The sequence below is a fragment of the Halomonas sp. 707B3 genome, assembly GCF_024158645.1.
Lineage (GTDB): Bacteria > Pseudomonadota > Gammaproteobacteria > Pseudomonadales > Halomonadaceae > Vreelandella > Vreelandella lionensis.
Genome location: NZ_JAMZBE010000037.1, coordinates 1 through 21,426, shown reverse-complemented (window position 1 = coordinate 21,426; position 21,426 = coordinate 1). Strand labels below are relative to the sequence as shown.

Below are 21,426 nucleotides of genomic sequence, written 5' to 3'. Positions count from 1 at the left end.
CGGTTTTTTTGTGCCTATCGCCAGGGACGGCGAACCATTCCCCATTCTGCGCTTTGATCGCGAGCACGGCGCCATACGCCTTCGACGATCCTATCACGACGCTTCAAAACATAGGCCAAGGTGCCAGGCTGTCTAATGTCGTTATCGTCAAAGCTAAACGTGCCACAGCGCCCGCTATACAGGTAACCGTCTTGGATGACGTGAAACTCGATGACGCACTTGGGTAGGCGCATGGAAGATATTCTCCGCCAACCTTTTCGCTCGAGTGCTTTTCGCCAAAGGGTCGCTTTATAGTCCACACCAAGCCTTCCCGCCCTGCCCTTCTTGATATGGCAAGGCATGCCCGGCCTCTATCATTTCCTGGCCCACGTTCTCGCCATCAGCCCAGACCTCCGCAATGATGCGAAAGAACGACCCGCGTTCGATGCGGCGGAGCTCGATCGACTCAGCACCACGCAGGCGCTCGACAAGATAGATGCGGACCTCGGCCGCCAGCTCTTTTTCCCGCTCTTTCTCTGCTTCGGTATCGCAGCGGCTGCGCCTCTCGGGCGCGTTAATTCCGCTGATTCTGACGGGTATGCGGTGACCTATTACCTCTGGCCACTCATTGATATTAACCACAATGGTATCGCCGTCTCTAAAGCTGGTCACTTCGTCAACTACGACGCTGCCGTAGTCGGCTAGGGCCAGGGTGGGCAGGAGTGCCATAGCTGCCAGTAGTATCCGCATCACCCCTCCTCTGCCGTTAGGCGTTAACAATCCAAACTGCTTATGCGTTCAGCATAGCGCTTTAGACTGTCGCTGTGACCGGAATGTGACTCTCTAACGGCACACATACTGCCGATTGTGACCAAGTAACGCCTATCTGTCACACTGATCGATTGCGCCCGACGCGTAACTGTTTGACGGATATGGCTTTATGATTTATTTTACTTACAGCTACCAGATTTAGGTTCTAGTGCCGTAAGGTGTGGGAGTTCGAGTCTCCCCATCCGCACCAATTTAAAGCGTATCATTTCAAATAATTCGGTAGCTTAATGCTAACCGAATTTTTTTGTTTCTAAATTCCCTCAAACTGCTCTAACTAGCTGACGCGCGCCTATTTTTACGCTACGTTAGCGACCTATGATCGCCGTTTAATTTGAGAAGGATCTCAACTTATGCAATGGCTTAATGACAACGCTCAGGCAATTTCAGCGATTACTAGCATCTGCACGCTATTTGTGTGGGTTTTCTACGCACAATTGCTCTATAACGGCTACGTTCGTCAACGCCGCCCTCGTATTATTGTGAATCGCGGCAAAGGTGTTGGCACTGACGCGCTATGTTTAATTAGCAATATGAGCAGTGAAGCGATCTACATCCAGCATTTGGTGGCAGTGCTCCATACCCGTGACGGTATTTATGAACTAGACGTGGTGGAGTATCAGCAGCAGAGCGGCGATGATGATGAGGCCTGTTATCGCACCCATCAAGGGCCGCTGGCGTCAGGCGATTACTTACATATTCAATCGTTTGGTGCGATTGTTCAGCAATTAACGCGCCACTGGCAGCTTGATGAGCAAACACTGCAACAACAGAAGCCAGAGCTGGAAATACGCGTCATTGCCATTTATGGCTCTGAAGATATGCCCGTTGGAGCGTCACGTCGCTTTGCTCTTGACCTAACGACGGACCCGCTTCATCAGCTAACGCCACTAAAAGTCGATACAGAGCGCATGAATAGCCGAAGAGATCGCAAACGCGTTTTGAAATGGGCTAAAGATATCGAAATGCATAAAGTACAATAATGCAGTGCGCATAATTAAAATTTTGGGGACAGACCTATGAAACCCGTCATTGCGTTTATTTGCCTTGGCACACTTACCGCCCTCTCGTTTCAAAGTCATGCTGCTGAGGAAGATAGCGATTTACCTGACTGGGCAGAGGAGCGCGTTGAGCCCTTTCGAGCCAGCGTTGGCAACTGGGTCGACAACACCTCTCGCAACATTGATGCATTTTTTGGGGGCGGAGAGTCCGCAACCGTCAATAATGAATCCTATCTGCGCCTTGGCCAGGAAATTGACTGGATGGAAGGTGATGGCACCAGCGGCGATATTAGTGTCCGCTACCGGATCGACTTGCCTACGACAGAAGAGCGTCTACGCCTAGTCATTGAAAGCGACCCAGAAGAATCACAAGGCACGTTGGCAGATCAAGGCTCCGGCCGCCTTTATAACGACCAGCGTGACCGCAGCACCTCCACCTTTGGCCTGGATTGGCTAGAGAGTCGTAATAAGCGCGAAAACTGGAGCAACCGAATTGGCGCGGGTATTCGCCTTCGCATGCCTCTGGACCCTTACGTACGCTTTACCAGTGAGCGGCTTTGGGATATTGGCGACGGCCCCTGGCAGTTAGAGTCTTTCAACCGAGTATCCTGGTTTAATAATGATGGTTACTCAGCGCGTACTACTTGGGACATGGGCCGACCGCTATCGGAAAATCGCCATCTACGCTTCATTACCACGGTTCAATGGCGCGAAGAAGAAGACACCTTAGAATATAGCGAAGTGGCTGAGTTGAATCAGCGACTAAATGACCGCAGCGCCATGCGCTACTCTGCCATTGCGATTGGTGAAAGCGCTTCTAACCCGCGCATGACCAATTATTACCTACAGACGCGCTACCGTCGCGATCTTCATAAAGGGATTCTGTTTGGAGATGTGATTCCTGAACTGCATTTCCAGCGTGAAGATAGCTACGACCCGCGCTGGGCAATGACCGTACGCCTAGAAATGTACTTTCAGCGGGCAATTCAGCGGGACTACTTTGAGTTTTAGCGCTACCTAACACAAGCCCCTAGCTGATGAGCATCAGCGCACTATATGGCCAATGCTCATCGCTTTTTGGTTAAAGCCGCAAACCACCGTCGCATTCAATAATACGCGCAGTGAAGTAGTCGTTATCAAACACAAACGCCACGCTTTGAGCAATATGGTCAGGCTCACCTAAATGCTTTAATGGAACGCTTGCGGCAATTCTTTCCAGCATGTCTGGGCGCATTGAGGCAGTCATCTCAGTCTCGATAAACCCTGGCGCCACAGTACCGGTGCGAATTCCATAGCGCGCCAGCTCTTTCCCCCACGTCACCGTTAGCGCATGTACCCCCGCCTTTGCCGCTGCGTAGTTACTTTGCCCCATATTACCCGCACGGGAAATACTAGAAATATTGACGATAACGCCTTCGTGCCCAGCCTCAACCATGTGCGTCGCCGCTTCACGCCCACATAGGAATACACCCGTTAGGTTAACGTCCAGCACACGCTGCCATGAAGCGAGCGACATGCGCTTTTCTACAACGCCGTCTTTCGCTTTAATCAACATCCCATCGTCAGTAATGCCTGCATTATTCACACAGCCACTGACAGGCCCCAAGCGCTGGGCGATATCAGCGAAGGCATGCTGAACCGATTGCTCGTCTGCCACATTAGCAACGAATGCATGGGCAGATACGCCCTCAGAACCAAGCGCAGAGACCGCGCTATCTAAAGCCTCTGCACTCATATCAATGAGGGCAATCTGAGCACCCTGCTTGCCTAACCGCTTGGCAATGGCAAACCCTAATCCACGGGCACCACCGGTAATCGCCACCACTTTTTTATCTAATTGCATCTCTTTCTCCTTAAGCAAGCGTGCTGGCAGCTAGCTAGTACCAACAACACGCACTCTTTCACCAATATTTGTGCACTGCAGCATATAAGAGCCAGTTTAAAATATCGAGCGGCCTTTGGCTTGCCAAACCACACTTGCTGCTTGTTTTTTATATTTCTGTCACCATATTCAACGATTACGCCTGTTTTGGAGTCGTCCATGCCTATTCTTCTCTTTATTTCGCTGTTCACTCTACTGGACTTTGTGCTGCTTTTTACCATCGGCAGCCAAATAGGCCTGCTAACCACGCTTTTATTAGTGCTAGGCACAGGCTTTATCGGGCTTCACCTCATTCGCAAGGAAGGCGTTTCTACTTTTGCCCGCGCACGCCAGCGCATGCAGATGGGTGAAATTCCTTCGCAAGAGCTGCTCACTGGGGCGGCATTAATTTTTGGCGGCGCCCTTCTGCTCGCCCCGGGGTTTCTATCGGATGCACTGGGCATTGCCTGCCTCATACCCAATGCGCGCCAGTTGCTGATGAAAGCGCTGACCTGGGCGGGGCTCAAAACTGCAACAGCCAAGCAACACACTTACCAGAGCGGCTCTTCAGGCTGGGAGCAGAACACTCAGCGCGACTATTCCAACACGCAAAACGGCCCAATTGAGGGAGAGTTTATTAGCGGCGACGATACACCCCGTCGGCGCTAAGTGCTTATCGCCTTTGAAAACCGCGATTATGTAATTTTTTTCTTATCCCCCCTTGAAAGGTGTTGGCTAGCCCCCACTTTTGAGTCAGCACACAGGTTCGGTGAAAGCTACGCTTTCGCCATAAACATGAAGGCAACGTGCCTTCACTTTCCGAGGGCTTAGCCCACGGAAATCACTTTAAGCTAACTGCCCCTAGGGGCTTTGACGATACTCAGGAGAACGTGAGCATGAATATCCGTCCTTTGCACGATCGCGTTGTGATCCGTCGCGTGGAAGAAGAGCAGAAAACCGCTGGCGGCATCGTGCTACCGGGTAATGCACAGGAAAAACCCACGCGTGGCGAGATCCTGGCTGTTGGTAATGGCCGCATTCTCGACAACGGCGACGTACGCCCGCTGGATGTAAAAGTTGGCGATACGGTGATTTTCAAAGACGGCTACGGCGTTGAAAAGCAAAAAATCAACGGCGAAGAAGTTCTGATCATGAGCGAAGCCGATATCCTGGCCGTCGTTGAAGGCTAATCCGCCTCGGCTACTTACTTTCACTTTTCTATTTCAATATTTAGGAAGTAACGAACATGGCAGCTAAGCAAGTTAAGTTTTCTGATGATGCTCGCAAACGTATGGCGCGCGGCGTCGACATTCTGGCAAACGCCGTAAAAGTTACGCTGGGCCCGAAAGGCCGCAACGTAGTACTGGACAAGTCGTTTGGCGCACCGACCGTGACCAAAGATGGTGTATCGGTTGCCAAAGAGATCGAACTGAAAGACAAGTTCGAAAACATGGGCGCTCAGATGGTTAAAGAAGTTGCTTCTAAAACTTCTGACGCCGCTGGTGACGGCACCACCACCGCCACCGTTCTGGCTCAAGCGATTGTCGCGGAAGGCCTGAAAGGCGTTACTGCCGGTATGAACCCGATGGATCTTAAGCGCGGTATCGACCAAGCGGTCGCTGCGGCAGTGAAAGAGATCCAGGCAATGTCTGTACCCTGCACCGACACCAAATCCATTGCCCAGGTAGGTACTATCTCTGCCAACGGCGACAAGCGCATTGGCGAAATCATCGCTGAAGCGATGGAAAAAGTCGGTAAAGAAGGCGTCATCACCGTCGATGAAGGTCGCGGCTTTGAAGACGAGCTGGAAGTGGTTGAAGGTATGCAGTTCGATCGCGGCTACCTCTCGCCCTACTTCGTCACCAATCAAGACACCATGACCGTTGAGCTGGAAGACCCTTACATCCTGCTCGTCGACAAGAAAATCTCCAACATCCGCGAACTGCTGCCGGTGCTGGAAGCTGTTGCTAAGCAAGGCAAGCCGCTAGCGATTATCGCTGAAGATATCGAAGGCGAAGCGCTGGCCACGCTGGTCGTGAACAACATGCGTGGCATCGTTAAAGTAGCCGCTGCCAAAGCACCTGGTTTCGGCGACCGTCGTAAAGCCATGCTGCAGGATATCGCTATCCTGACCAACGGCACCGTGATTTCTGAAGAAGTCGGTCTGACGCTTGAGCAAGCGAACCTGGATCACCTGGGTACCGCTAAGCGCATGACTATGTCGAAAGAAAACTCCACCATCATCGACGGTGCGGGTGCAGAAGGCGACATCGAAGCACGCGTTAACCAAATCCGCGCGCAAATCGAAGACACCTCTTCTGACTACGACAAAGAGAAGCTGCAAGAGCGCGTTGCCAAACTGGCAGGCGGTGTTGCTGTGATTCGTGTCGGTGCAGCTACCGAAGTCGAAATGAAAGAGAAGAAAGCCCGTGTTGAAGATGCGCTGCACTCAACTCGCGCTGCCGTAGAAGAAGGCGTTGTGCCTGGCGGCGGTACTGCCCTGGTACGCGTAATGGCCAAAGTACAAGGCCTGACCGGCGACAACGAAGACCAGAACCACGGTATCAACATGGCGCTACGTGCTATGCAGGCACCGCTGCGTCAAATCGTTGCCAACGCTGGCGAAGAGCCCGCCGTCGTCATCAACCGTGTTAAAGATGAGACCGGCAACTTCGGCTACAACGCGCAAACCAGCGAATACGGCGACCTGTTCGAAATGGGCGTTCTGGACCCGGCAAAAGTAACCCGTACTGCCCTTCAGTCCGCCGGTTCTGTTGCTGGTCTGATGATCACCACTGAGTGCATGATCGCTGACGACCCGGAAGAGAAAGAAGCTGCCCCTGATATGGGTGGCATGGGCGGAATGGGTGGCATGGGCGGCATGATGTGATGCACCCATGAGCCTATCGCTCTGACGGTTAACGTCATTAAGAACCTCGCTTCGGCGGGGTTCTTTCTTTTGTATCACCTTTATGGCGCAACAAAGCGTGCTACCATCATCGCCTTTATTTGGCAGCTTTTAGGTTTAATTTCCCGTGCTTTCCAATATTCGTATCGTACTGGTGCAAACATTTCATCCGGGTAATATTGGCGCCACTGCCCGCGCCATGAAAACCATGGGGTTAACGGAACTTGTGCTGGTAAACCCGCGCACATTTCCCGATGACGAAGCTACTCGCTTAGCCGCTGGCGCAACGGATGTGCTGGAAAACGCTCGCTGTGTAAGCACGTTAGAAGAAGCCGTTAGCGACTGCGTTCAAGTCGTCGGTGCCAGCGCCCGGTTACGCAGCATGCCGCTCCCGCATTTTGATGAACCAGACGACATGGCGCGACAGGTCATTGCGAACGCCGCGCAGGCCCCTGTTGCACTGGTGTTTGGTCGGGAACGTTCGGGCTTAACCAACGATGAGATTCGCTGCTGCAGCCATCAGGTCAGCATTCCCGCCAACCCTGAGTACGGCATTCTGAACCTCTCCCAAGCGGTACAAATTCTCGCTTATGAAGTGCACCGTGCTTGGCGGAAGCGCGATACCAGCGGCTTTGAGTATCAGCGCCCATTGGAAGCCACACCGCCTAGCCGGGAACAGTTTGGCTATTTCCAGGAGCACCTTGGAAAACTCATGCAACAGAGCGGGTTCTTAACCCAGCCTCATGCCCGCACTGAAGAGCAGTTGCAAGCGCTGTTCGCTCGTGCCCAACCCAGCCGAAAAGAGCTCTCGTTACTGCGCGGCCTGCTGAGCGCTTTTGAAACTCACTTGCCAAAACAGTAGCAACACCACTCGCTAGATTGCATTAAAAAAGGGCAGCTTATCGCTGCCCTTTGCATTACTCACCACGACTGACGCGGCAGATATCGCTGATTAAAGCGACATGGCTGCCAGCCAGCCAAACGCAATCAGTGGAATGTTGTAGTGCAGGAAGGTCGGTACCACGCTGTCCCACATGTGGTCGTGCTGACCATCCACGTTCAAACCTGAGGTTGGCCCTAAAGTGGAATCCGATGCAGGAGAACCCGCATCACCTAGCGCCGCTGCGGTGCCAACCAGCACCACGGTCGCCATGGGCGAGAAGCCAAACTGCACGGCCAGCGGCACGAAAATCGCCGCGATAATGGGAATGGTAGAGAACGAAGAGCCAATGCCCAACGTAATAAACAGGCCGACCAGCAGCATCACCAACGCGGCTAAGCCACGGTTATCGCCGAACAGATCGAATGCGCCAACGACGAGCGATTCGATATCACCAGTGGCTTTCATCACCTCAGCAAAGCCAGCCGCCGAGATCATGATAAAGCCAATCAGCGCCATCATGCGCATGCCGCTGGTAAACAGGTCGTCCGCCTCGCGCCATTTGAAAATGCCGCCTAAGGAGAGCAAGCCAATACCGACCAAGCCCCCTACGATCATAGAGCCGGTATACAGCTGCAAGCCTAGTGCAGCCACAATCGCCACACCCGACATTACCAGCCCCAGCATATGAGGTTCAGCAGGTTTCTGTGTTTGTTGCGCATTTGGCGCGGCTAAATCTTGATTGGCGTACTCGCGCTGACCACGGTAGCTGAACAAAAGCGCTACCAGTAGACCAATGGCCATACCACCCACCGGAATCGCCATCGCCATGGGCACCATGCCGCGGGTAATTTCCAGCCCTAACGACTCTCCGGCACTGTTCAAGTTTGCCAGCAAGATATCGTTCAGAAAGATCGCCCCGAACCCCACCGGTAGCAGCATATAGGGAGCGGTTAAGCCAAAGGTCAGTGCGCAGGCTACGGCACGGCGGTCTAGCTGTAGGCGGTTCATCACCGCCAACAGCGGCGGTATCAGTACGGGAATAAAGGCGATATGCACCGGAATCGCATTCTGCGAAGAAATCGCCACCAGCAATACGGCCACGAGTAGGAGCATTTTTACACGCGCTTGATGAGCGGCCGTTGCCTCTTTACCCAACATGGTAATCAATCGATTCGCCAGCATATCGGGCAGGCCGGAACGGGAGATGGCCACCGCAAAAGCCCCTAACGTTGCATACGCTAGCGCTACTTGCGCGCCACCACCGACGCCCTCATTAAACGCGCTGAGCGTATCGTCTAGAGAAAGGCCACCCACTAGCCCCCCCACTAACGCTCCGACCACCAGAGCGAAAACAACGGACACGCGAAGAAGCGACAGTGCCACCATGACGAGCACTGCAAGAATTACTGCATTCATGGAAATACCTAGAGCTATTGGAAGGTCATTAACGCCGAAGGTGGCAGATTCTAACAGATAGAGCGCTGATAATCAGGCTAAACAAAGGCTACGCCAGGTGGAAATCAGTTTGATCATGGCAGCGAGCACAGCGCTACTTTTATTAACTAGGCTTGCTGCTTTATAAGATACTGCTTAGTATCCCGGCCTTTGGTGACACTTAACGCTTGCTATGGCGAAGCTTCTAAAGCCATCAAAGCCATGCGATAGTTAGACGCGTTAATCAACCACATAAAAGAGACGTGACATGGCACTCCAAAGACACCACACGCTGCTTCTTATTGTGCTCGCCAGCCTGGTTATTTCAACCGCCATGGGTCTACGCCATGGTTTTGGCTTGTTTCTGGAGCCCATCAGCAGCGACTTTGGCTGGGGCCGTGGCGTTTTTGCCTTCGCATTGGCTGTTCAAAACCTGATCTGGGGCTTATCCCAACCCTTTACTGGCGCGCTGGCCGACCGTTTTGGGGCGGCCAGGATTATCGTGGTAGGCGGTGCGCTTTACGTACTAGGGCTTTGCTTAATGAGCCTTGCAACCAGCTCTTTAGGAATGACCCTAAGCGCTGGCCTACTGATTGGGTTTGGTTTATCAGGCACTACCTTTTCGGTCATTTTAGGTGCCGTTGGCCGTGCGGTCGCGCCTGAAAAACGCAGTATGGCAATGGGCATCGTCAGTGCGGCAGGCTCGTTTGGTCAATTCGCTATGCTGCCCGGCACGCTAGGATTGATTGAGTGGTTAGGCTGGTCTTCTGCGCTGCTGGCCATGGGGGCGATTGCTGCGCTGATGATACCGCTAGGCGCGATGGTAAAAGACCGCCCCCGCGCCAATGCGCTGGGCGATTTAAGCCTGCGCGATGCGCTTAACGAAGCGGCTGGGCAAAAAGGGTTTTGGCTGCTTTGCCTGGGCTTTTTTGTGTGTGGCTTTCAGGTGGTGTTTATCGCGGTGCATTTGCCAGGCTATTTGTTCGATAACGGCTTAGCGGTGCAGGTAGGCACCACGGTGCTCGCTCTTGTCGGGCTATTCAATATTGTAGGTACCTATACCGCTGGCTGGATGGGCGGCATTTGGTCTAAGCCGCACCTGCTGAGCTGGCTATACTTAATTCGTGGTGTAGTGATTACCGCTTTTATCGTGCTACCGCTGACCACCACCAGCGCTTATCTGTTTGGTATTGCAATGGGGCTACTGTGGCTCTCCACTGTTCCGCTCACTAACGGTATTGTGGCCTCGGTCTTTGGTGTGCGCCACTTATCCATGCTGGGGGGAATTGTGTTCCTGTTTCATCAGCTAGGCTCCTTTATGGGGGTATGGTTGGGTGGCTATCTGTACGACATCACCGGCCATTACAATACGGTGTGGCAGATTGCGATTATCCTCTCGGTAGTCGCTGCCGCTCTTCATTGGTTTATTAGTGAGAAGCCTCTCACCCGCCCCACTGCGCCCCAGGTGACATCATGACGCCAACCACTACGTTATGGACGGCACTTAGCCTACTGTTATTCAGCGGGTTCTTATTTCTGGCTTGGTGGGGATGGCAAACACTAGATCCATCACTGCTACTGTTTGGCAGCCGGTTATGCTAAATCACTGCCCACTTCATCAACGTTTTGGGTACTAATGTAACGTGGCTATTCCCTATCCTGGACATGTAGCTGTTGTGATCACGACGTTTATTGCCGTCGTGCTTGCCGTCTTACTGCATTACGAAGCACTGTGGCTAATCTCTCGACAAATTGAGCAGTCGCACCGCCCCCATCGCCAGCGTATTCTCGTGATGGCGTTCGGCGTGCTAGCCACTCATATCGCTGAAATTTGGCTCTTTGGTTTAACGGGCTGGTGGCTCTCGGCCATAAACGGCATCGGCGCCCTGAAAGGCTATGAGAGCTTTCACCTGCTAGATTATATTTTCTTCTCTTCAGTGACTTACACCACCGTCGGCTACGGGGATATCTATGCCGTCGGACCCGTTCGGTTCCTATACGGCACGCTGGCACTGACGGGCTTCGTACTGATTACATGGTCCGCTTCTTTTACATTTATCGAAATGCAAAAACATTGGCGTATTAATAAATAGCCAGCCCAACACGTTTTGCTAAGGACACCGCATGTTTGAAGTACTTATTTTATCGTTCGCGTTTGTTTTCGGTATTGCCGCCCGCCAAGTCAATCTTCCCCCGTTAGTCGGCTTTTTAGCGGCTGGGTTTGCCCTCAATGCGTTTGGCCCCAGCGTTGGCCTGCCTGACGACGCAGGCCCGCTCCTAGAGCATCTCGCCCACCTAGGTGTACTGCTGCTACTGTTCACTATTGGCTTGAAGCTAAATATTAGAAGCCTGGCCGAGCCGGTGGTATTAGGCAGCGCTTTGATTCACTTAGTCATTACCTGCCTAGTGTTTACCTTTGGGTTCTCGGTGCTTTTTTCACTACCGTTGGATACCGCGCTACTGCTGGCCATCGCACTGTCGTTTTCCAGCACGGTGCTGGCCGCTAAAGTGCTGGAAAGCAAACGTGAGCTGCGTGCACTACACGGCCGTATTGCCATTGGCATTTTGATTATCCAAGACTTGGCTGCCCTGGCAGTGCTAAGTATGTATAGCGGCCAATCACCCAGCCTGTGGGCTTTGTTGGTATTCCTACTCCCTCTACTTCGCCCGCTTTTGTACTGGCTAATGAGCATTGCTCAGCATGACGAGCTATTAGTATTGATGGGTGCGGTGCTGGCGATTGCCGTCGGCGGCATGGGTTTTGAAGCCGTTGGATTAAGCTCTGAGGTGGGCGCTCTGGTAATGGGGTTACTACTAGCCAATCACCCTCGCGCCCAGGAGCTTTCCAAAGCGCTATGGGGGCTCAAGGAAGTACTGCTGATCAGCTTTTTCCTGCAAATTGGCATGGCAGGCTTACCGGATGCCAATGCACTGTTATTTGCCGTGGCGCTTGCCATTGTACTGCCGCTAAAGGGAGTGCTGTTTTTTGCTCTGCTGATAGCCTTCCGGTTACGCGCTAGAAACGCTTTTCTGGGCAGTTTAAGCCTCACGGCCTACAGCGAGTTTGGACTCATCGTCGCCTCAAGCATTTTAGAGGAGTGGCTGGTTCCGTTAGCCATTGCCGTGGCGCTCTCATTCGTCATAGCGGCACCCTTTAACCGCTTGGCGCATAGCCTGTTTGACCGCTGGGAAAAACATTTAACTCGCTTTGAACGCCATGCGCGCCACCCTGATGAGCAACCCGTCAACCTAGGAACGGCCACTGTACTAGTGTTGGGTATGGGGCGAACAGGCAGTGCAGCTTACGATTTCTTCCGCAATAAAGGGCTAGAAGTGGTAGGTATCGATTCTGACCCCAACAAGTCAGACAACCAGCGCCATGTTTATTATGGCGATATTGAGGATGTGGGGTTTTGGCACCAGTTGGATATCCGCGGCCTCTCCGCTGTCACCTTGGCTACCCCCGAACTGGAAAGCAAGCTGATAGCAAGTCGCGAGCTGCGCAAGGCTGGCTTCACTGGCCAGCTATTGCTGGCATTCATTTTCAAGATGAAGCCGAGCCGCTGCATAGTGCCGGTGTCGATCAAACTTACCTATTGATGACCGGTGCAGGCATCGGCATTGCTGAAAAAACCTGGGAGAAACTGCAGGAAGCCTCGCAGTAGTATTAAGATGCGCCGACTTGGCGATGCCGCCAAAGGCGCATCAACACACCGTGTTTCGGTGAAAACAGTAGTGCCATAAAGAAGCAGCCGGTGGCCACTAATACGATAGTGCCGCCGGAAGCCACATCAAACGCAAACGATAGCCATAAACCCAGTACCGCAGAGCCCACCCCTACCCCGACAGAGATAAACAGCATGGTTTTGAAGCGGTCGGTGAGTAAGTGAGCCGTTGCCCCCGGCGTAATCAGCATGGCTACTACTAAGATAATGCCCACAGTTTCTAAACTGGCCACAATTGTGAGAGTGAGCAGCAGGATCAAACCGTAGTGAATGACGCCTGTGTTAAATCCCAAGGCCTGGGCTTGAGTTGGGTCGAAGGCGTAGAGCATTAGCGGCCGGAAGGCGAGCCAAACCACCAGCAGCGCTACGACGCTCGCTGCTAACGTCAGCAGAAGTGCTGACTGCTGCACCCCCAGCACATTGCCAAACAGGATATGCATTAAGTGAGTGCTAGAGGCAATTTTGCTGATCAGCACAATGCCAAGCGCAAAAGCCCCGGTAAACATAATACCCATTGCCGCATCGGATTTAATTCGAGTATGGCGCTCAATAGCACCAATCCCCAGCGACGTTAAAGCCCCGGTCACAAAGGCGCCAATAAAAAAAGGCAGCCCCAGCAAGTAGGCAATCGCTACCCCTGGTAGTACGGCATGGGAAATCGCATCCCCAAGTAGCGACCAGCGCTTTAGTACCACATAGCATGAGAGCATGCCGCAAATAGCGCCGACCATCATCGACGTGAGCAACGCCCGCTGCATAAACGCGTATTGAAAAGCATCCGAGATGCTATCAGGCAACAGGTTGACCGGCACCATGAGCGCAGCAATCAGCCCGGCCACTAGTGCACTACTAAAAGCGTCTAACGTATGTAACATGTCTGATGCCTACTATTTGGTTGCCAGCGCTGGGCTGCCAGCCACACTGACTTCGTATGCAGATTGCTCTATGGAGCTAACGGCTAGCTCCGCCAGCTTGCTATCGCTGAGCATCTCGTCAGGGGCTCCTTCTCCGCGGATAAATCGGTTAATCAGTACGACGTGATCCACATACCGGCGCGCTCCGGGCATATCGTGGGTGACCATAACAATGGTTCTTCCCGCTTCGCGCTCCCGCTTTAAAACATCCAGGATAAGCTGCTCGCTGGGCGGGTCAACGCCTGCCAACGGCTCGTCCAGCAATAGAATACTCGCCTCTTGCGCCAGCGCTCTGGCAAGCAGCACACGCTTTTTTTGCCCTCCAGAGAGTGCTCCAATGGGCCGGTCAGCAAATGCCATCATATTGACATCATCCAGCGCTTTTTCGACCGCGTGGTAATGCCGCTGCTCATGCCAGCGAGCAGGCAGTAACCGCCGCCACCAAGCATCTTGGCGCATATGCCCATAGCGAGCACTCATGACGGTTTCCCAAACCGAGATGGGGAAATCCCACTCGATTGCTTCTCGCTGGGCCATATAAGCGATACTACCCGCCTTTCTATGATGCTCAATCGCTTTGCCAAATGCATCAACCTGGCCACGCAGCGGCTTCATACTACCGGTTAAAACGTGAAACAGTGTCGATTTACCTGCGCCATTTGGCCCCACAATCGCTGTCCAGCGGCCTGCCGGTAACGAGAGATGGATATCCTCTAATACCGGCTGCCGTTGATAAGCAGCATAGAGTCCCTTTACTTCAATCGCAGCTGTGTGCATTGCTAGAGACGTATCCATAAAAATTACTCAGAAGCCAAGTAACGGCGCAGCAACGCCACATTATGGCGTTGCATAGCAAAATAGTCGGCAGCTTCACCATCAGGAGCACTCAGCGAATCGACATAGAGTGGCCCTGCCACTGGCAGCCCCGTATCACGAGCAATACTGGTCACGTGACGATCCGATATCGTGCTTTCCCAGAACAGAGCAGCAGGCTGGCGCTCCTTGATACGGTCAATGACTCGCATCAGTTGGCGCGGCGAGCCCTCTGTTTCAGCATTTGTGCCCCAAATACCGTCATGCTCAAAACGGTAGGCATCGGAAAAATAGAGGAAGGCCGCTTCACTAGAGAGCAGTATGCGGCGCTCATCTGGGATAGCTTCCAGCGATTGCTGTAGCTCTACATGAAGAGCTTGCAGCTGTGCCTCCAAGTTAGTCGCTCGCTGCTGAAGGGCATCGCCTTGGTGAGACAAACCATCTTTCAAAGCATTTGTGATAGCTTGCACGTAGGCAATGGCGGCACGCGGATCCATCCACATATGTGGATCAACATCCCCTTCCATATCGCCAGTAACGATCGACTGAGTGGGATAGCCAGAGGCTTCGGCAACGGCAACCATTGGTACATCCTCTTGCACAACCGACTCAACTTGACGCATCCACTGCTCAAGCTGGTAGCCGTTGTAGAAAACGATGTCAGCCTCCTCAAGCGCTGCAAAGTTGTCGGGGGTTAGCTCCCATTCGTGCACCTCAGCATTAATAGGCGTGAGTACCGTTACGTTGGCATCCTCACCGGCTACTTTTTTAACTAAGTCACCGAGCACAGAAAAAGTCACTGCAATATTGATGGACGGCTGCTGCAACTCCTCCGCCTGCGCGGTGGTCACAACGCTGGTCCAAGCCAATGAAGCGCTTAGTAAGGCCCACGCATACTGTTTGGGCATCCTGTTTCTCCCTCGTGCTAGGCTGGTGTTAAATACAACTGTAGCTCAACAAAAAAGCTTTGTGCAAACAGTTTAGCCTTGGCTAACAATTATCGTGAAAAATGCGCTACCATCGCCAATTAACGTTTCCACTAACCTTGATAACCTTTGCCAATGAGTGATCACGAACAGCAGCGCACCCTCTCTCCACGCGGTCAAAGCGGTGATGCACTGCCCCCCGTGGAACAGCACGCACAGCAGTATGAAACGGTGCGCAATGCACACGAAACCGAGTTGATCGAAGATTATGTCGAGCTAATTGGCGATTTAATTCGGCATCGTGGCGAGGCACGCGCCGCCGATATCGCCAATCGTATGGCAGTAAGCCAAGCAACCGTATCGAAAATGATTCGTCGCTTGAATGAACTAGGATTAGTGACCAGCAAGCCCTATCGCTCGCTTTTTTTGACCGAAGAGGGTCAGAAAATGGCGGAAACGGCCCGCGCCCGCCACGACATTGTATTGCACTTTTTACGGGCGCTCGGCGTAGATGACAGCACGGCAAGAATTGATGCCGAAGGGATGGAGCATCACGTCAGCGATAAGACGCTCACCATCATGCAGCGCTTCACCGAACAGCAGATTAAGTAGTCGCCCTCTCTCCCTAGCGGGGCACCCGAAGTGTAACGTCATCGAACCACGTTAAGTGATTCGATGACTAAACCGAATGTTATCGGCCTCTAGCATAGAGCGTATTCAGATCTTGATATTATCCGTCACCTTCCAGACACCAGGTGAATTCCATGCAGCCTGGTGTATGAGCTCTTTCTCTGCAAAATTGTGGGCTTTGCCACTTAGCGTGACATTATGATCATGCACATCTACTTTAATGGCATTAGCATCTTGAAGCGCTCTTCGTTTAAGTGCGGCCTCAATATTAGCCTTAACCGCCGTCGTTGTCGGCTTAGGCTTGAGAACAATCTGGTTACTAACACCGGTAACACCTGCTAAATACCGAATAGAGCTTGTAGCTAGGCGACGTTGATACTCCCAGGGCACCTCCCCTGTTAGCGTTACCCATCCATCTTCAACCATTACCTTAATCGGGTCGTTGGGAATAAATACATTCCACTCAAGCGTGTTCTTAACCGCACGTGCTATATCAGCATCAGTGCGCTGGTTCTCTCCTGGCAATTTTACGTCAATTTCCACGGCTACTCCTTTAATACCATCAACCCGCTGAGCCGCCTTCTCTGCATGCCATTTTTCAGCGTAACTATCAACATGACCCGCTAATGTTACAATGCCGTCTTTTACCTCTACGCCAATATCCGACGCTCGGACAGAGGGTTCATCGCTAAGTTCCGCAAGCACATCTTTTTGAAGTTGGCTATCTGATTTTGACATCATCAATACTCCTTTTTTTGCAGTTAATCTTTCCGTCAACTAAATGACTTTTAAATAATTTTCGATTTACTTGACCTCAAGTTTTCTCCGTAACGCCTGTTTGGATTTGGGCATGGTGATTGTCAGGATGCCATCTTTGAATTTGGCCTCTGCATGCTGTGTATCTACATCTACAGGCAAGGCAATAGTCCGAGCAAAAGCGCCTTGCCATATTTCCGAGTGATAATATTCATCTTTCTTTTCTTCGGTTTCACCAGATCGCCGCCCTTTTAACATCACAGCATGGTCGGTGATCTCAATATCGATCTCCTTACGATCAACACCAGGCATCTCAGCACGAACGACCAGCTCCTTTTCTCGGTCAATAATGTCAATCTTAGGGTTATTCTGGGCAAAAAAACCGAGCCTTTCCTTTATCACATCATCTCTAAAGAAAGGCTTTAGCCAGCTACGCTCAAAAAACCCCTCCATTAATCGATCAAATTCTTCAAGCGGATTTAGCGACCGACTGGCTGGTAATGCGCTTGACTCCTGACCCGCAACCACAGGTTTGTTGGCAGTTTTTTCCACGACTTCTCTCCTATCTACTTTCATCTGATTTCGTCAAAATCCATATCCAGCACGTTTAATCCTAGGCATCAAATAAAATGCCATTAGATGTCACTTGGATATTTATAGTGCAAACATTTTTTTTGAAAAGGTGACCAACGTAACGAAAAAGTATTAAAACGTTTAAAAATTGACCCAGAGCAACTTACCTCTCCATGCAATCAACCAAAATATTATTGCCAAATAAGAGCTTACAGGCCACTTTAAAAATCAAAAACTTAACAAAGCGACATGATACTTTTTACTTATCAGCCAAGCCGATTTCATAGAAAATTTAAAACGAAGTATCTTTTAAACATAGATCACTCAGTGGCAAAAACGGCTTCAGGATACTAAATCAAAGATAGGCAAGAGACAGGCAGCCTAACTACCTGTATGAGGTTTCATGTTGATGATTTACGACGACACTCAATACCAAAATATCGACAGGCTAGTACGTGCATCATTGGCCGGGCTAACACTCGGTATTTCCCCTACATCGGCCATGCTGACTTATTTGGACTGGCTATCTAGCCTCCAGCTTTCTCCTGGAACTCAGGCTCATCTACTACAAAAAGCAATGAAGAAACATCTTCGTTTACTGGCTTGGGCCAGCCATTCGGCTTTCGACCCCAATGCCACTCCTTGTATTGAGCCTTTGCCACAGGATCGTCGTTTTCGTGATCCTGCTTGGCGCTATTTTCCCTATAACCTGCTTTATCAAGGTTTTCTTCTTCAACAGCAGTGGTGGCATAACGCTACCACCGGACTACGCGGCTTATCTCCGCATCACGAACAGGCAGTAGAATTCGGTGCTCGTCAGTGGCTTGATGTGTTCTCGCCCTCCAATTTTTTACTAACCAATCCCACTGTGCTCAAAAAGACCTTTGAAAGCGCCAGCGCCAACCTAGTTCAAGGACTACAGCATTGCTGTGAAGATATCCAGAACCACTATCTTGGCAAAAGGCCAGTGGGTGCTGAACAGTATGTGGTTGGTCAAAATATCGCCATCACGCCAGGCAAGGTGATATATCGTAATCATCTGATTGAGCTAATTCAGTACATCCCTACTACCGAAAGGGTACACGCGATGCCTATACTCATTGTGCCCGCATGGATTATGAAATATTACATCCTGGACCTGTCGCCACATAACTCGCTTGTTAAGTACTTAGTCGATCATGGCCATACGGTTTTTATAATTTCATGGCGTAACCCAACGCCAGATGATCGCGATATTGGAATGGATGACTATCGGCAACAAGGCATTCTGGCAAGCCTTGATATCATTGAACACCTATTTCCTAGTCAGAAGGTACATGCAGTAGGCTACTGTCTTGGGGGCACACTCTTGGCCATTACCGCTTCTGCAATGGCGAGAGATGGAGACAATCGTTTAGCCTCAATGACACTCTTCGCCGCGCAAACGGACTTTCGGGAAGCTGGCGAATTGATGCTATTTATTGACGAAAAGCAGCTCGCCTTCCTTGAAGATTTGATGTGGGCCCAAGGTATTCTTGATACTAAGCAAATGTCCGGCGTCTTCCAGATACTGCGCTCTAACGATTTAATCTGGTCCCGGATCGTTAACGAGTACCTGTTAGGCAAACGGCAACCCATTAACGATCTCCTCGCTTGGAACATCGACGCAACGCGTATGCCCTACCGTATGCACTCTGAATACTTGCGTCATCTTTTTTTAAATAATGATCTAGCCGAAGGTCGCCTGCGAGTAGATGGCCGTCCGGTGGCACTTAGCGATATTCAGATACCTATCTTCTGTGTCGGAACTGAGTGGGATCATGTCGCACCCTGGCGATCCACCTATAGGTTGCTTCTCATTGCAGATGCGCCTGAGATTACTTTTTTACTCACTAGTGGAGGTCATAACGCGGGTATTATTAGCCCCCCTGAACAATCGCATCGGCATTATCGGATAGCCACCGCCTGTGAAGGTGACTCCTATATTGATCCAGACACCTGGCTGGAACGCACAGTAATTAAATCAGGTTCATGGTGGGCTGCATGGCAATCATGGTTGGCAACAAGGTCAGGCTCTCTTATTAAGGCACCCGGCGTGGGTTCACAAACCTACCCACCGCTCGAAGACGCCCCTGGTAGCTATGTTAGAAAAACATAGTCACAAAAACATAGCCAGAAAAGCACAACGCCTGTATTGCTAACTCGATGAAGATGCTATGCATGCTATGCTCTTTGAGGATGGCTATCAAACAGAGCTGATCAGCATTCACAGTTACAAAGCACCATCTCTCCAGCACAATCGGCAAAGCATTAAAAAATCACTAAAAGCCAGATAATTATTCTCAGCAAATTTATCAACACAATACGCATGATAAAAGCCATTCTTAAAGACTCTATTTTGTACAACCTATAGATACCTATCCCTAATGAACCACACTTCACAAAAAGCTATAAAACAAACACCACAAGCTGCAAGCTTTTCATATAGCTAAAACTCACTGCGAAACACTATCATTAAATTTCAATTATTCTTCACACTATGCACTGTTCACTCAGGAAAAAACACAGGCAGGGGGAGGGGATATGGAAATACTAAACAAACTAGGAAGTTTAAATACACATCGAAAACATATATATGGGTCACACTCATTTTTAGAAACACAGGATTTAATCAACCTTTCTCAGCCTCTATTCACATTACGTAAAAAAAACACGTTAGCTCACCAAGGAAAACCATTTCAAGGATTATACGTTGTACAATGTGGTACATTAAAGCAAATAATTCAACATGAAAATAAAAAGGAACTAATCTCACATTTCTTTCTTCCTGGCGACATAATAGGCCTAGATGCTATTGGGGAGGGTAATTATTGTGGCACTATCAGCACCATTGAAACCTCAGGCTTATACCATATTCCGTTTAGAACCATTGATGAACTGCCCATTTCTCACTCAAGCCATATGCAATTATTGCGCTGCTTGAGTAGAGCAATATACCTCGAACACTCTCGTATGTGGCAAATGATCAGCCAGCCATCAGACGTTCGCCTTGCCTGCTTTTTTATTATGATGTCATGTAAATTTAGCGCCTTAGGGTATTCCCCCCACTGTTTCAGGTTGGCTATGTCACGAAAGGAAATTGCTGATTATCTCTGCATGGCAATTGAAACGCTCAGTCGACTCGTTAGTCGTTTTCAACAGCAAGGCATATTATCAGCGCATGGTCATGAGTACTGCCTCCTGAACCCAACAGCCTTAGCTGCAATTGCTGAAAGAAAAAAATGAACTCATAAGCACTACCAATAACTTTAGTAATGAAACTGATATAAATAATTTTTGGAGGATAATCACCCTGCTCAATGTATTATAAGCTTATTTTATTATAACTATTAAACAGTGCATCATCATGCTCAGCGCACTTGCTGTGGATACTCCTAAAAGCGCCAACACCATGTCCTTCTGTGCATCCCAAATATCTCCCTGGGCACCTAGGTATGACTCCCCCAATTCCCCCGGGAAGAGCACAACCGCCATCCACTCTGCAATCTCATAAAACGCCGAATGGGATAAAATCAGCATCACCGGTAGTAGGTGCCATAAAACGGCCTCATGCAGTAGGCGTCTTTTTACAAGATCTTTCAGTAGTAGAAATAGTAGCAGTCCATAAAGGAAATGCACCCAGCGGTCGTACTGATTACGCTCAAAGCCAAACCGTTCGTCCAGAGAAAACCCAAGCAAGGTTCTCAACCACTGGTCATAGGGCACTTCAGAATAGGTATAATGAGCACCAACTTCATGAAATATTAAAAATAGAAAAATACTTAACCATGCCAGACGTGAGACACCACCCTGATACCACAACCAACCCAATACGGGCACTGCGGCAAATACCAGAATATTTTCAAGCAGCCAATCTGAACGGTAATAAGGCGCTATGGCCAGCCATATCCAAAACAGCACAAAGCCAACAAACAGCCATACAGGAAACGGATCAAGCGTTAGCAGCCGAGCACGTACTCGCTTAATCCTAGACACACTCGACTACCTCTGTTTATTGGTTTAGCCAGCCTGTTCGGCGCATCACAATTTTCTCGACTTCCAATATAGCCATCATCACCATCCTGAATCCGTGAAGCCGGCGCCGACACTTTCCCTATCACCGCCAGCGAGCACTTTTTGATCATTCGCCCCGTGCAAGTTGGCTTTCGCAAGCCCG

The 21,426-nt window shown here is 50.7% G+C and carries 21 protein-coding genes; 12 read left to right on the top strand and 9 right to left on the bottom strand.

What is annotated here, in order from left to right:
* Positions 1 to 288: 288 nt before the first annotated feature.
* The gene (locus BIS10_RS07200) at positions 289 to 729 is read right to left on the bottom strand and encodes a thermonuclease family protein (protein WP_253503868.1); all 441 of its coding nucleotides are present in this window, start codon (positions 727 to 729) and stop codon (positions 289 to 291) included.
* Between the two features lie 431 nt (positions 730 to 1,160).
* On the opposite strand from BIS10_RS07200, the gene BIS10_RS07195 reads away from it, so the two are divergent.
* On the top strand, positions 1,161 to 1,790 hold the full coding sequence (locus BIS10_RS07195) for a hypothetical protein (RefSeq protein ID WP_253503865.1): 630 nt from the start codon (positions 1,161 to 1,163) through the stop codon (positions 1,788 to 1,790).
* A 36-nt stretch (positions 1,791 to 1,826) separates the two neighbouring features.
* Entirely contained in the window at positions 1,827 to 2,819 is a 993-nt protein-coding gene (locus BIS10_RS07190; RefSeq protein WP_253503861.1) for a hypothetical protein, read from the top strand.
* A 70-nt stretch (positions 2,820 to 2,889) separates the two neighbouring features.
* On the opposite strand, the gene BIS10_RS07185 is transcribed toward BIS10_RS07190, so the two are convergent.
* On the bottom strand, positions 2,890 to 3,651 hold the full coding sequence (locus BIS10_RS07185) for an SDR family oxidoreductase (RefSeq protein ID WP_253503860.1): 762 nt from the start codon (positions 3,649 to 3,651) through the stop codon (positions 2,890 to 2,892).
* 198 nt (positions 3,652 to 3,849) lie between these two features.
* Between BIS10_RS07185 and BIS10_RS07180 the strand changes: the two genes are divergently transcribed.
* The 4 genes from BIS10_RS07180 to BIS10_RS07165 all read left to right on the top strand — a co-directional run bounded on the left by BIS10_RS07180 (position 3,850) and on the right by BIS10_RS07165 (position 7,439).
* Positions 3,850 to 4,338 carry an FxsA family protein gene (locus BIS10_RS07180; RefSeq protein WP_083023889.1) on the top strand — a complete coding sequence of 163 codons (489 nt, stop codon included), beginning with the start codon at positions 3,850 to 3,852 and terminating at the stop codon, positions 4,336 to 4,338.
* A gap of 227 nt (positions 4,339 to 4,565) precedes the next feature.
* Positions 4,566 to 4,859, top strand: a complete 294-nt coding sequence (locus BIS10_RS07175; protein ID WP_044628009.1) for a co-chaperone GroES — start codon at positions 4,566 to 4,568, stop codon at positions 4,857 to 4,859.
* Between the two features lie 56 nt (positions 4,860 to 4,915).
* The gene (gene groL / locus BIS10_RS07170) at positions 4,916 to 6,559 is read left to right on the top strand and encodes a chaperonin GroEL (protein WP_253503857.1); all 1,644 of its coding nucleotides are present in this window, start codon (positions 4,916 to 4,918) and stop codon (positions 6,557 to 6,559) included.
* Between the two features lie 145 nt (positions 6,560 to 6,704).
* The gene (locus BIS10_RS07165; protein WP_083023893.1) at positions 6,705 to 7,439 is read left to right on the top strand and encodes an RNA methyltransferase; all 735 of its coding nucleotides are present in this window, start codon (positions 6,705 to 6,707) and stop codon (positions 7,437 to 7,439) included.
* A 90-nt stretch (positions 7,440 to 7,529) separates the two neighbouring features.
* Here BIS10_RS07165 and BIS10_RS07160 read toward each other — a convergent pair whose 3' ends face one another.
* Entirely contained in the window at positions 7,530 to 8,876 is a 1,347-nt protein-coding gene (locus tag BIS10_RS07160) for a Na+/H+ antiporter family protein (protein WP_253503854.1), read from the bottom strand.
* A gap of 286 nt (positions 8,877 to 9,162) precedes the next feature.
* On the opposite strand from BIS10_RS07160, the gene BIS10_RS07155 reads away from it, so the two are divergent.
* The 3 genes from BIS10_RS07155 to BIS10_RS07145 all read left to right on the top strand — a co-directional run bounded on the left by BIS10_RS07155 (position 9,163) and on the right by BIS10_RS07145 (position 12,494).
* On the top strand, positions 9,163 to 10,371 hold the full coding sequence (locus BIS10_RS07155; RefSeq protein WP_083023896.1) for an MFS transporter: 1,209 nt from the start codon (positions 9,163 to 9,165) through the stop codon (positions 10,369 to 10,371).
* A gap of 166 nt (positions 10,372 to 10,537) precedes the next feature.
* On the top strand, positions 10,538 to 10,987 hold the full coding sequence (locus tag BIS10_RS07150; protein ID WP_083023898.1) for an ion channel: 450 nt from the start codon (positions 10,538 to 10,540) through the stop codon (positions 10,985 to 10,987).
* Between the two features lie 31 nt (positions 10,988 to 11,018).
* The gene (locus BIS10_RS07145; protein WP_253503852.1) at positions 11,019 to 12,494 is read left to right on the top strand and encodes a cation:proton antiporter; all 1,476 of its coding nucleotides are present in this window, start codon (positions 11,019 to 11,021) and stop codon (positions 12,492 to 12,494) included.
* A 67-nt stretch (positions 12,495 to 12,561) separates the two neighbouring features.
* Here BIS10_RS07145 and BIS10_RS07140 read toward each other — a convergent pair whose 3' ends face one another.
* The 3 genes from BIS10_RS07140 to BIS10_RS07130 are packed head-to-tail and all read right to left on the bottom strand — an operon-like array spanning position 12,562 to position 15,254.
* On the bottom strand, positions 12,562 to 13,494 hold the full coding sequence (locus tag BIS10_RS07140; protein ID WP_083023900.1) for a metal ABC transporter permease: 933 nt from the start codon (positions 13,492 to 13,494) through the stop codon (positions 12,562 to 12,564).
* Between the two features lie 12 nt (positions 13,495 to 13,506).
* Positions 13,507 to 14,328 (bottom strand): metal ABC transporter ATP-binding protein, encoded by an 822-nt coding sequence (locus BIS10_RS07135; RefSeq protein WP_253503849.1) that lies wholly within the window; start codon positions 14,326 to 14,328, stop codon positions 13,507 to 13,509.
* A gap of 5 nt (positions 14,329 to 14,333) precedes the next feature.
* A complete protein-coding gene (locus BIS10_RS07130) occupies positions 14,334 to 15,254 on the bottom strand; it encodes a metal ABC transporter solute-binding protein, Zn/Mn family (protein WP_083023903.1) in 921 nt (306 codons plus the stop codon).
* A 153-nt stretch (positions 15,255 to 15,407) separates the two neighbouring features.
* Between BIS10_RS07130 and mntR the strand changes: the two genes are divergently transcribed.
* Positions 15,408 to 15,884: a manganese-binding transcriptional regulator MntR gene (gene mntR / locus BIS10_RS07125; protein WP_253503846.1), complete on the top strand. Its 477-nt coding sequence runs from the start codon at positions 15,408 to 15,410 to the stop codon at positions 15,882 to 15,884.
* Between the two features lie 105 nt (positions 15,885 to 15,989).
* Here mntR and BIS10_RS07120 read toward each other — a convergent pair whose 3' ends face one another.
* Together BIS10_RS07120 and BIS10_RS07115 are read right to left on the bottom strand one after the other, a co-directional pair.
* Positions 15,990 to 16,643 carry a BON domain-containing protein gene (locus BIS10_RS07120; RefSeq protein ID WP_243470319.1) on the bottom strand — a complete coding sequence of 218 codons (654 nt, stop codon included), beginning with the start codon at positions 16,641 to 16,643 and terminating at the stop codon, positions 15,990 to 15,992.
* Positions 16,644 to 16,706: 63 nt separating this feature from the next.
* Positions 16,707 to 17,210, bottom strand: coding sequence for an Hsp20/alpha crystallin family protein (locus tag BIS10_RS07115; protein WP_083023904.1), 504 nt, complete (start codon positions 17,208 to 17,210; stop codon positions 16,707 to 16,709).
* Positions 17,211 to 17,640: 430 nt separating this feature from the next.
* Here BIS10_RS07115 and BIS10_RS07110 point away from each other — a divergent pair, with 430 nt between their 5' ends.
* Positions 17,641 to 19,368: a PHA/PHB synthase family protein gene (locus BIS10_RS07110; RefSeq protein ID WP_392567159.1), complete on the top strand. Its 1,728-nt coding sequence runs from the start codon at positions 17,641 to 17,643 to the stop codon at positions 19,366 to 19,368.
* Positions 19,369 to 19,793: 425 nt separating this feature from the next.
* Complete coding sequence (locus tag BIS10_RS07105; RefSeq protein WP_253503840.1) at positions 19,794 to 20,495, top strand: helix-turn-helix domain-containing protein; 702 nt, start codon at positions 19,794 to 19,796, stop codon at positions 20,493 to 20,495.
* Positions 20,496 to 20,582: 87 nt separating this feature from the next.
* On the opposite strand, the gene BIS10_RS07100 is transcribed toward BIS10_RS07105, so the two are convergent.
* Positions 20,583 to 21,245 (bottom strand): DUF2238 domain-containing protein, encoded by a 663-nt coding sequence (locus tag BIS10_RS07100; protein ID WP_083022943.1) that lies wholly within the window; start codon positions 21,243 to 21,245, stop codon positions 20,583 to 20,585.
* Between the last annotated feature and the right edge of the window lie 181 nt (positions 21,246 to 21,426).

What these genes read in the sequence shown, in the direction of transcription:
- BIS10_RS07200 (WP_253503868.1), bottom strand. Translation starts at nt 729, where the DNA reads ATGCGGATACTACTGGCAGCTATGGCACTCCTGCCCACCCTGGCCCTA.
- BIS10_RS07195 (WP_253503865.1), top strand. Translation starts at nt 1,161, where the DNA reads ATGCAATGGCTTAATGACAACGCTCAGGCAATTTCAGCGATTACTAGC.
- BIS10_RS07190 (WP_253503861.1), top strand. Translation starts at nt 1,827, where the DNA reads ATGAAACCCGTCATTGCGTTTATTTGCCTTGGCACACTTACCGCCCTC.
- BIS10_RS07185 (WP_253503860.1), bottom strand. Translation starts at nt 3,651, where the DNA reads ATGCAATTAGATAAAAAAGTGGTGGCGATTACCGGTGGTGCCCGTGGA.
- BIS10_RS07180 (WP_083023889.1), top strand. Translation starts at nt 3,850, where the DNA reads ATGCCTATTCTTCTCTTTATTTCGCTGTTCACTCTACTGGACTTTGTG.
- BIS10_RS07175 (WP_044628009.1), top strand. Translation starts at nt 4,566, where the DNA reads ATGAATATCCGTCCTTTGCACGATCGCGTTGTGATCCGTCGCGTGGAA.
- groL (WP_253503857.1), top strand. Translation starts at nt 4,916, where the DNA reads ATGGCAGCTAAGCAAGTTAAGTTTTCTGATGATGCTCGCAAACGTATG.
- BIS10_RS07160 (WP_253503854.1), bottom strand. Translation starts at nt 8,876, where the DNA reads ATGAATGCAGTAATTCTTGCAGTGCTCGTCATGGTGGCACTGTCGCTT.
- BIS10_RS07155 (WP_083023896.1), top strand. Translation starts at nt 9,163, where the DNA reads ATGGCACTCCAAAGACACCACACGCTGCTTCTTATTGTGCTCGCCAGC.
- BIS10_RS07145 (WP_253503852.1), top strand. Translation starts at nt 11,019, where the DNA reads ATGTTTGAAGTACTTATTTTATCGTTCGCGTTTGTTTTCGGTATTGCC.
- BIS10_RS07140 (WP_083023900.1), bottom strand. Translation starts at nt 13,494, where the DNA reads ATGTTACATACGTTAGACGCTTTTAGTAGTGCACTAGTGGCCGGGCTG.
- BIS10_RS07135 (WP_253503849.1), bottom strand. Translation starts at nt 14,328, where the DNA reads ATGGATACGTCTCTAGCAATGCACACAGCTGCGATTGAAGTAAAGGGA.
- BIS10_RS07130 (WP_083023903.1), bottom strand. Translation starts at nt 15,254, where the DNA reads ATGCCCAAACAGTATGCGTGGGCCTTACTAAGCGCTTCATTGGCTTGG.
- mntR (WP_253503846.1), top strand. Translation starts at nt 15,408, where the DNA reads ATGAGTGATCACGAACAGCAGCGCACCCTCTCTCCACGCGGTCAAAGC.
- BIS10_RS07120 (WP_243470319.1), bottom strand. Translation starts at nt 16,643, where the DNA reads ATGATGTCAAAATCAGATAGCCAACTTCAAAAAGATGTGCTTGCGGAA.
- BIS10_RS07110 (WP_392567159.1), top strand. Translation starts at nt 17,641, where the DNA reads ATGATTTACGACGACACTCAATACCAAAATATCGACAGGCTAGTACGT.
- BIS10_RS07105 (WP_253503840.1), top strand. Translation starts at nt 19,794, where the DNA reads ATGGAAATACTAAACAAACTAGGAAGTTTAAATACACATCGAAAACAT.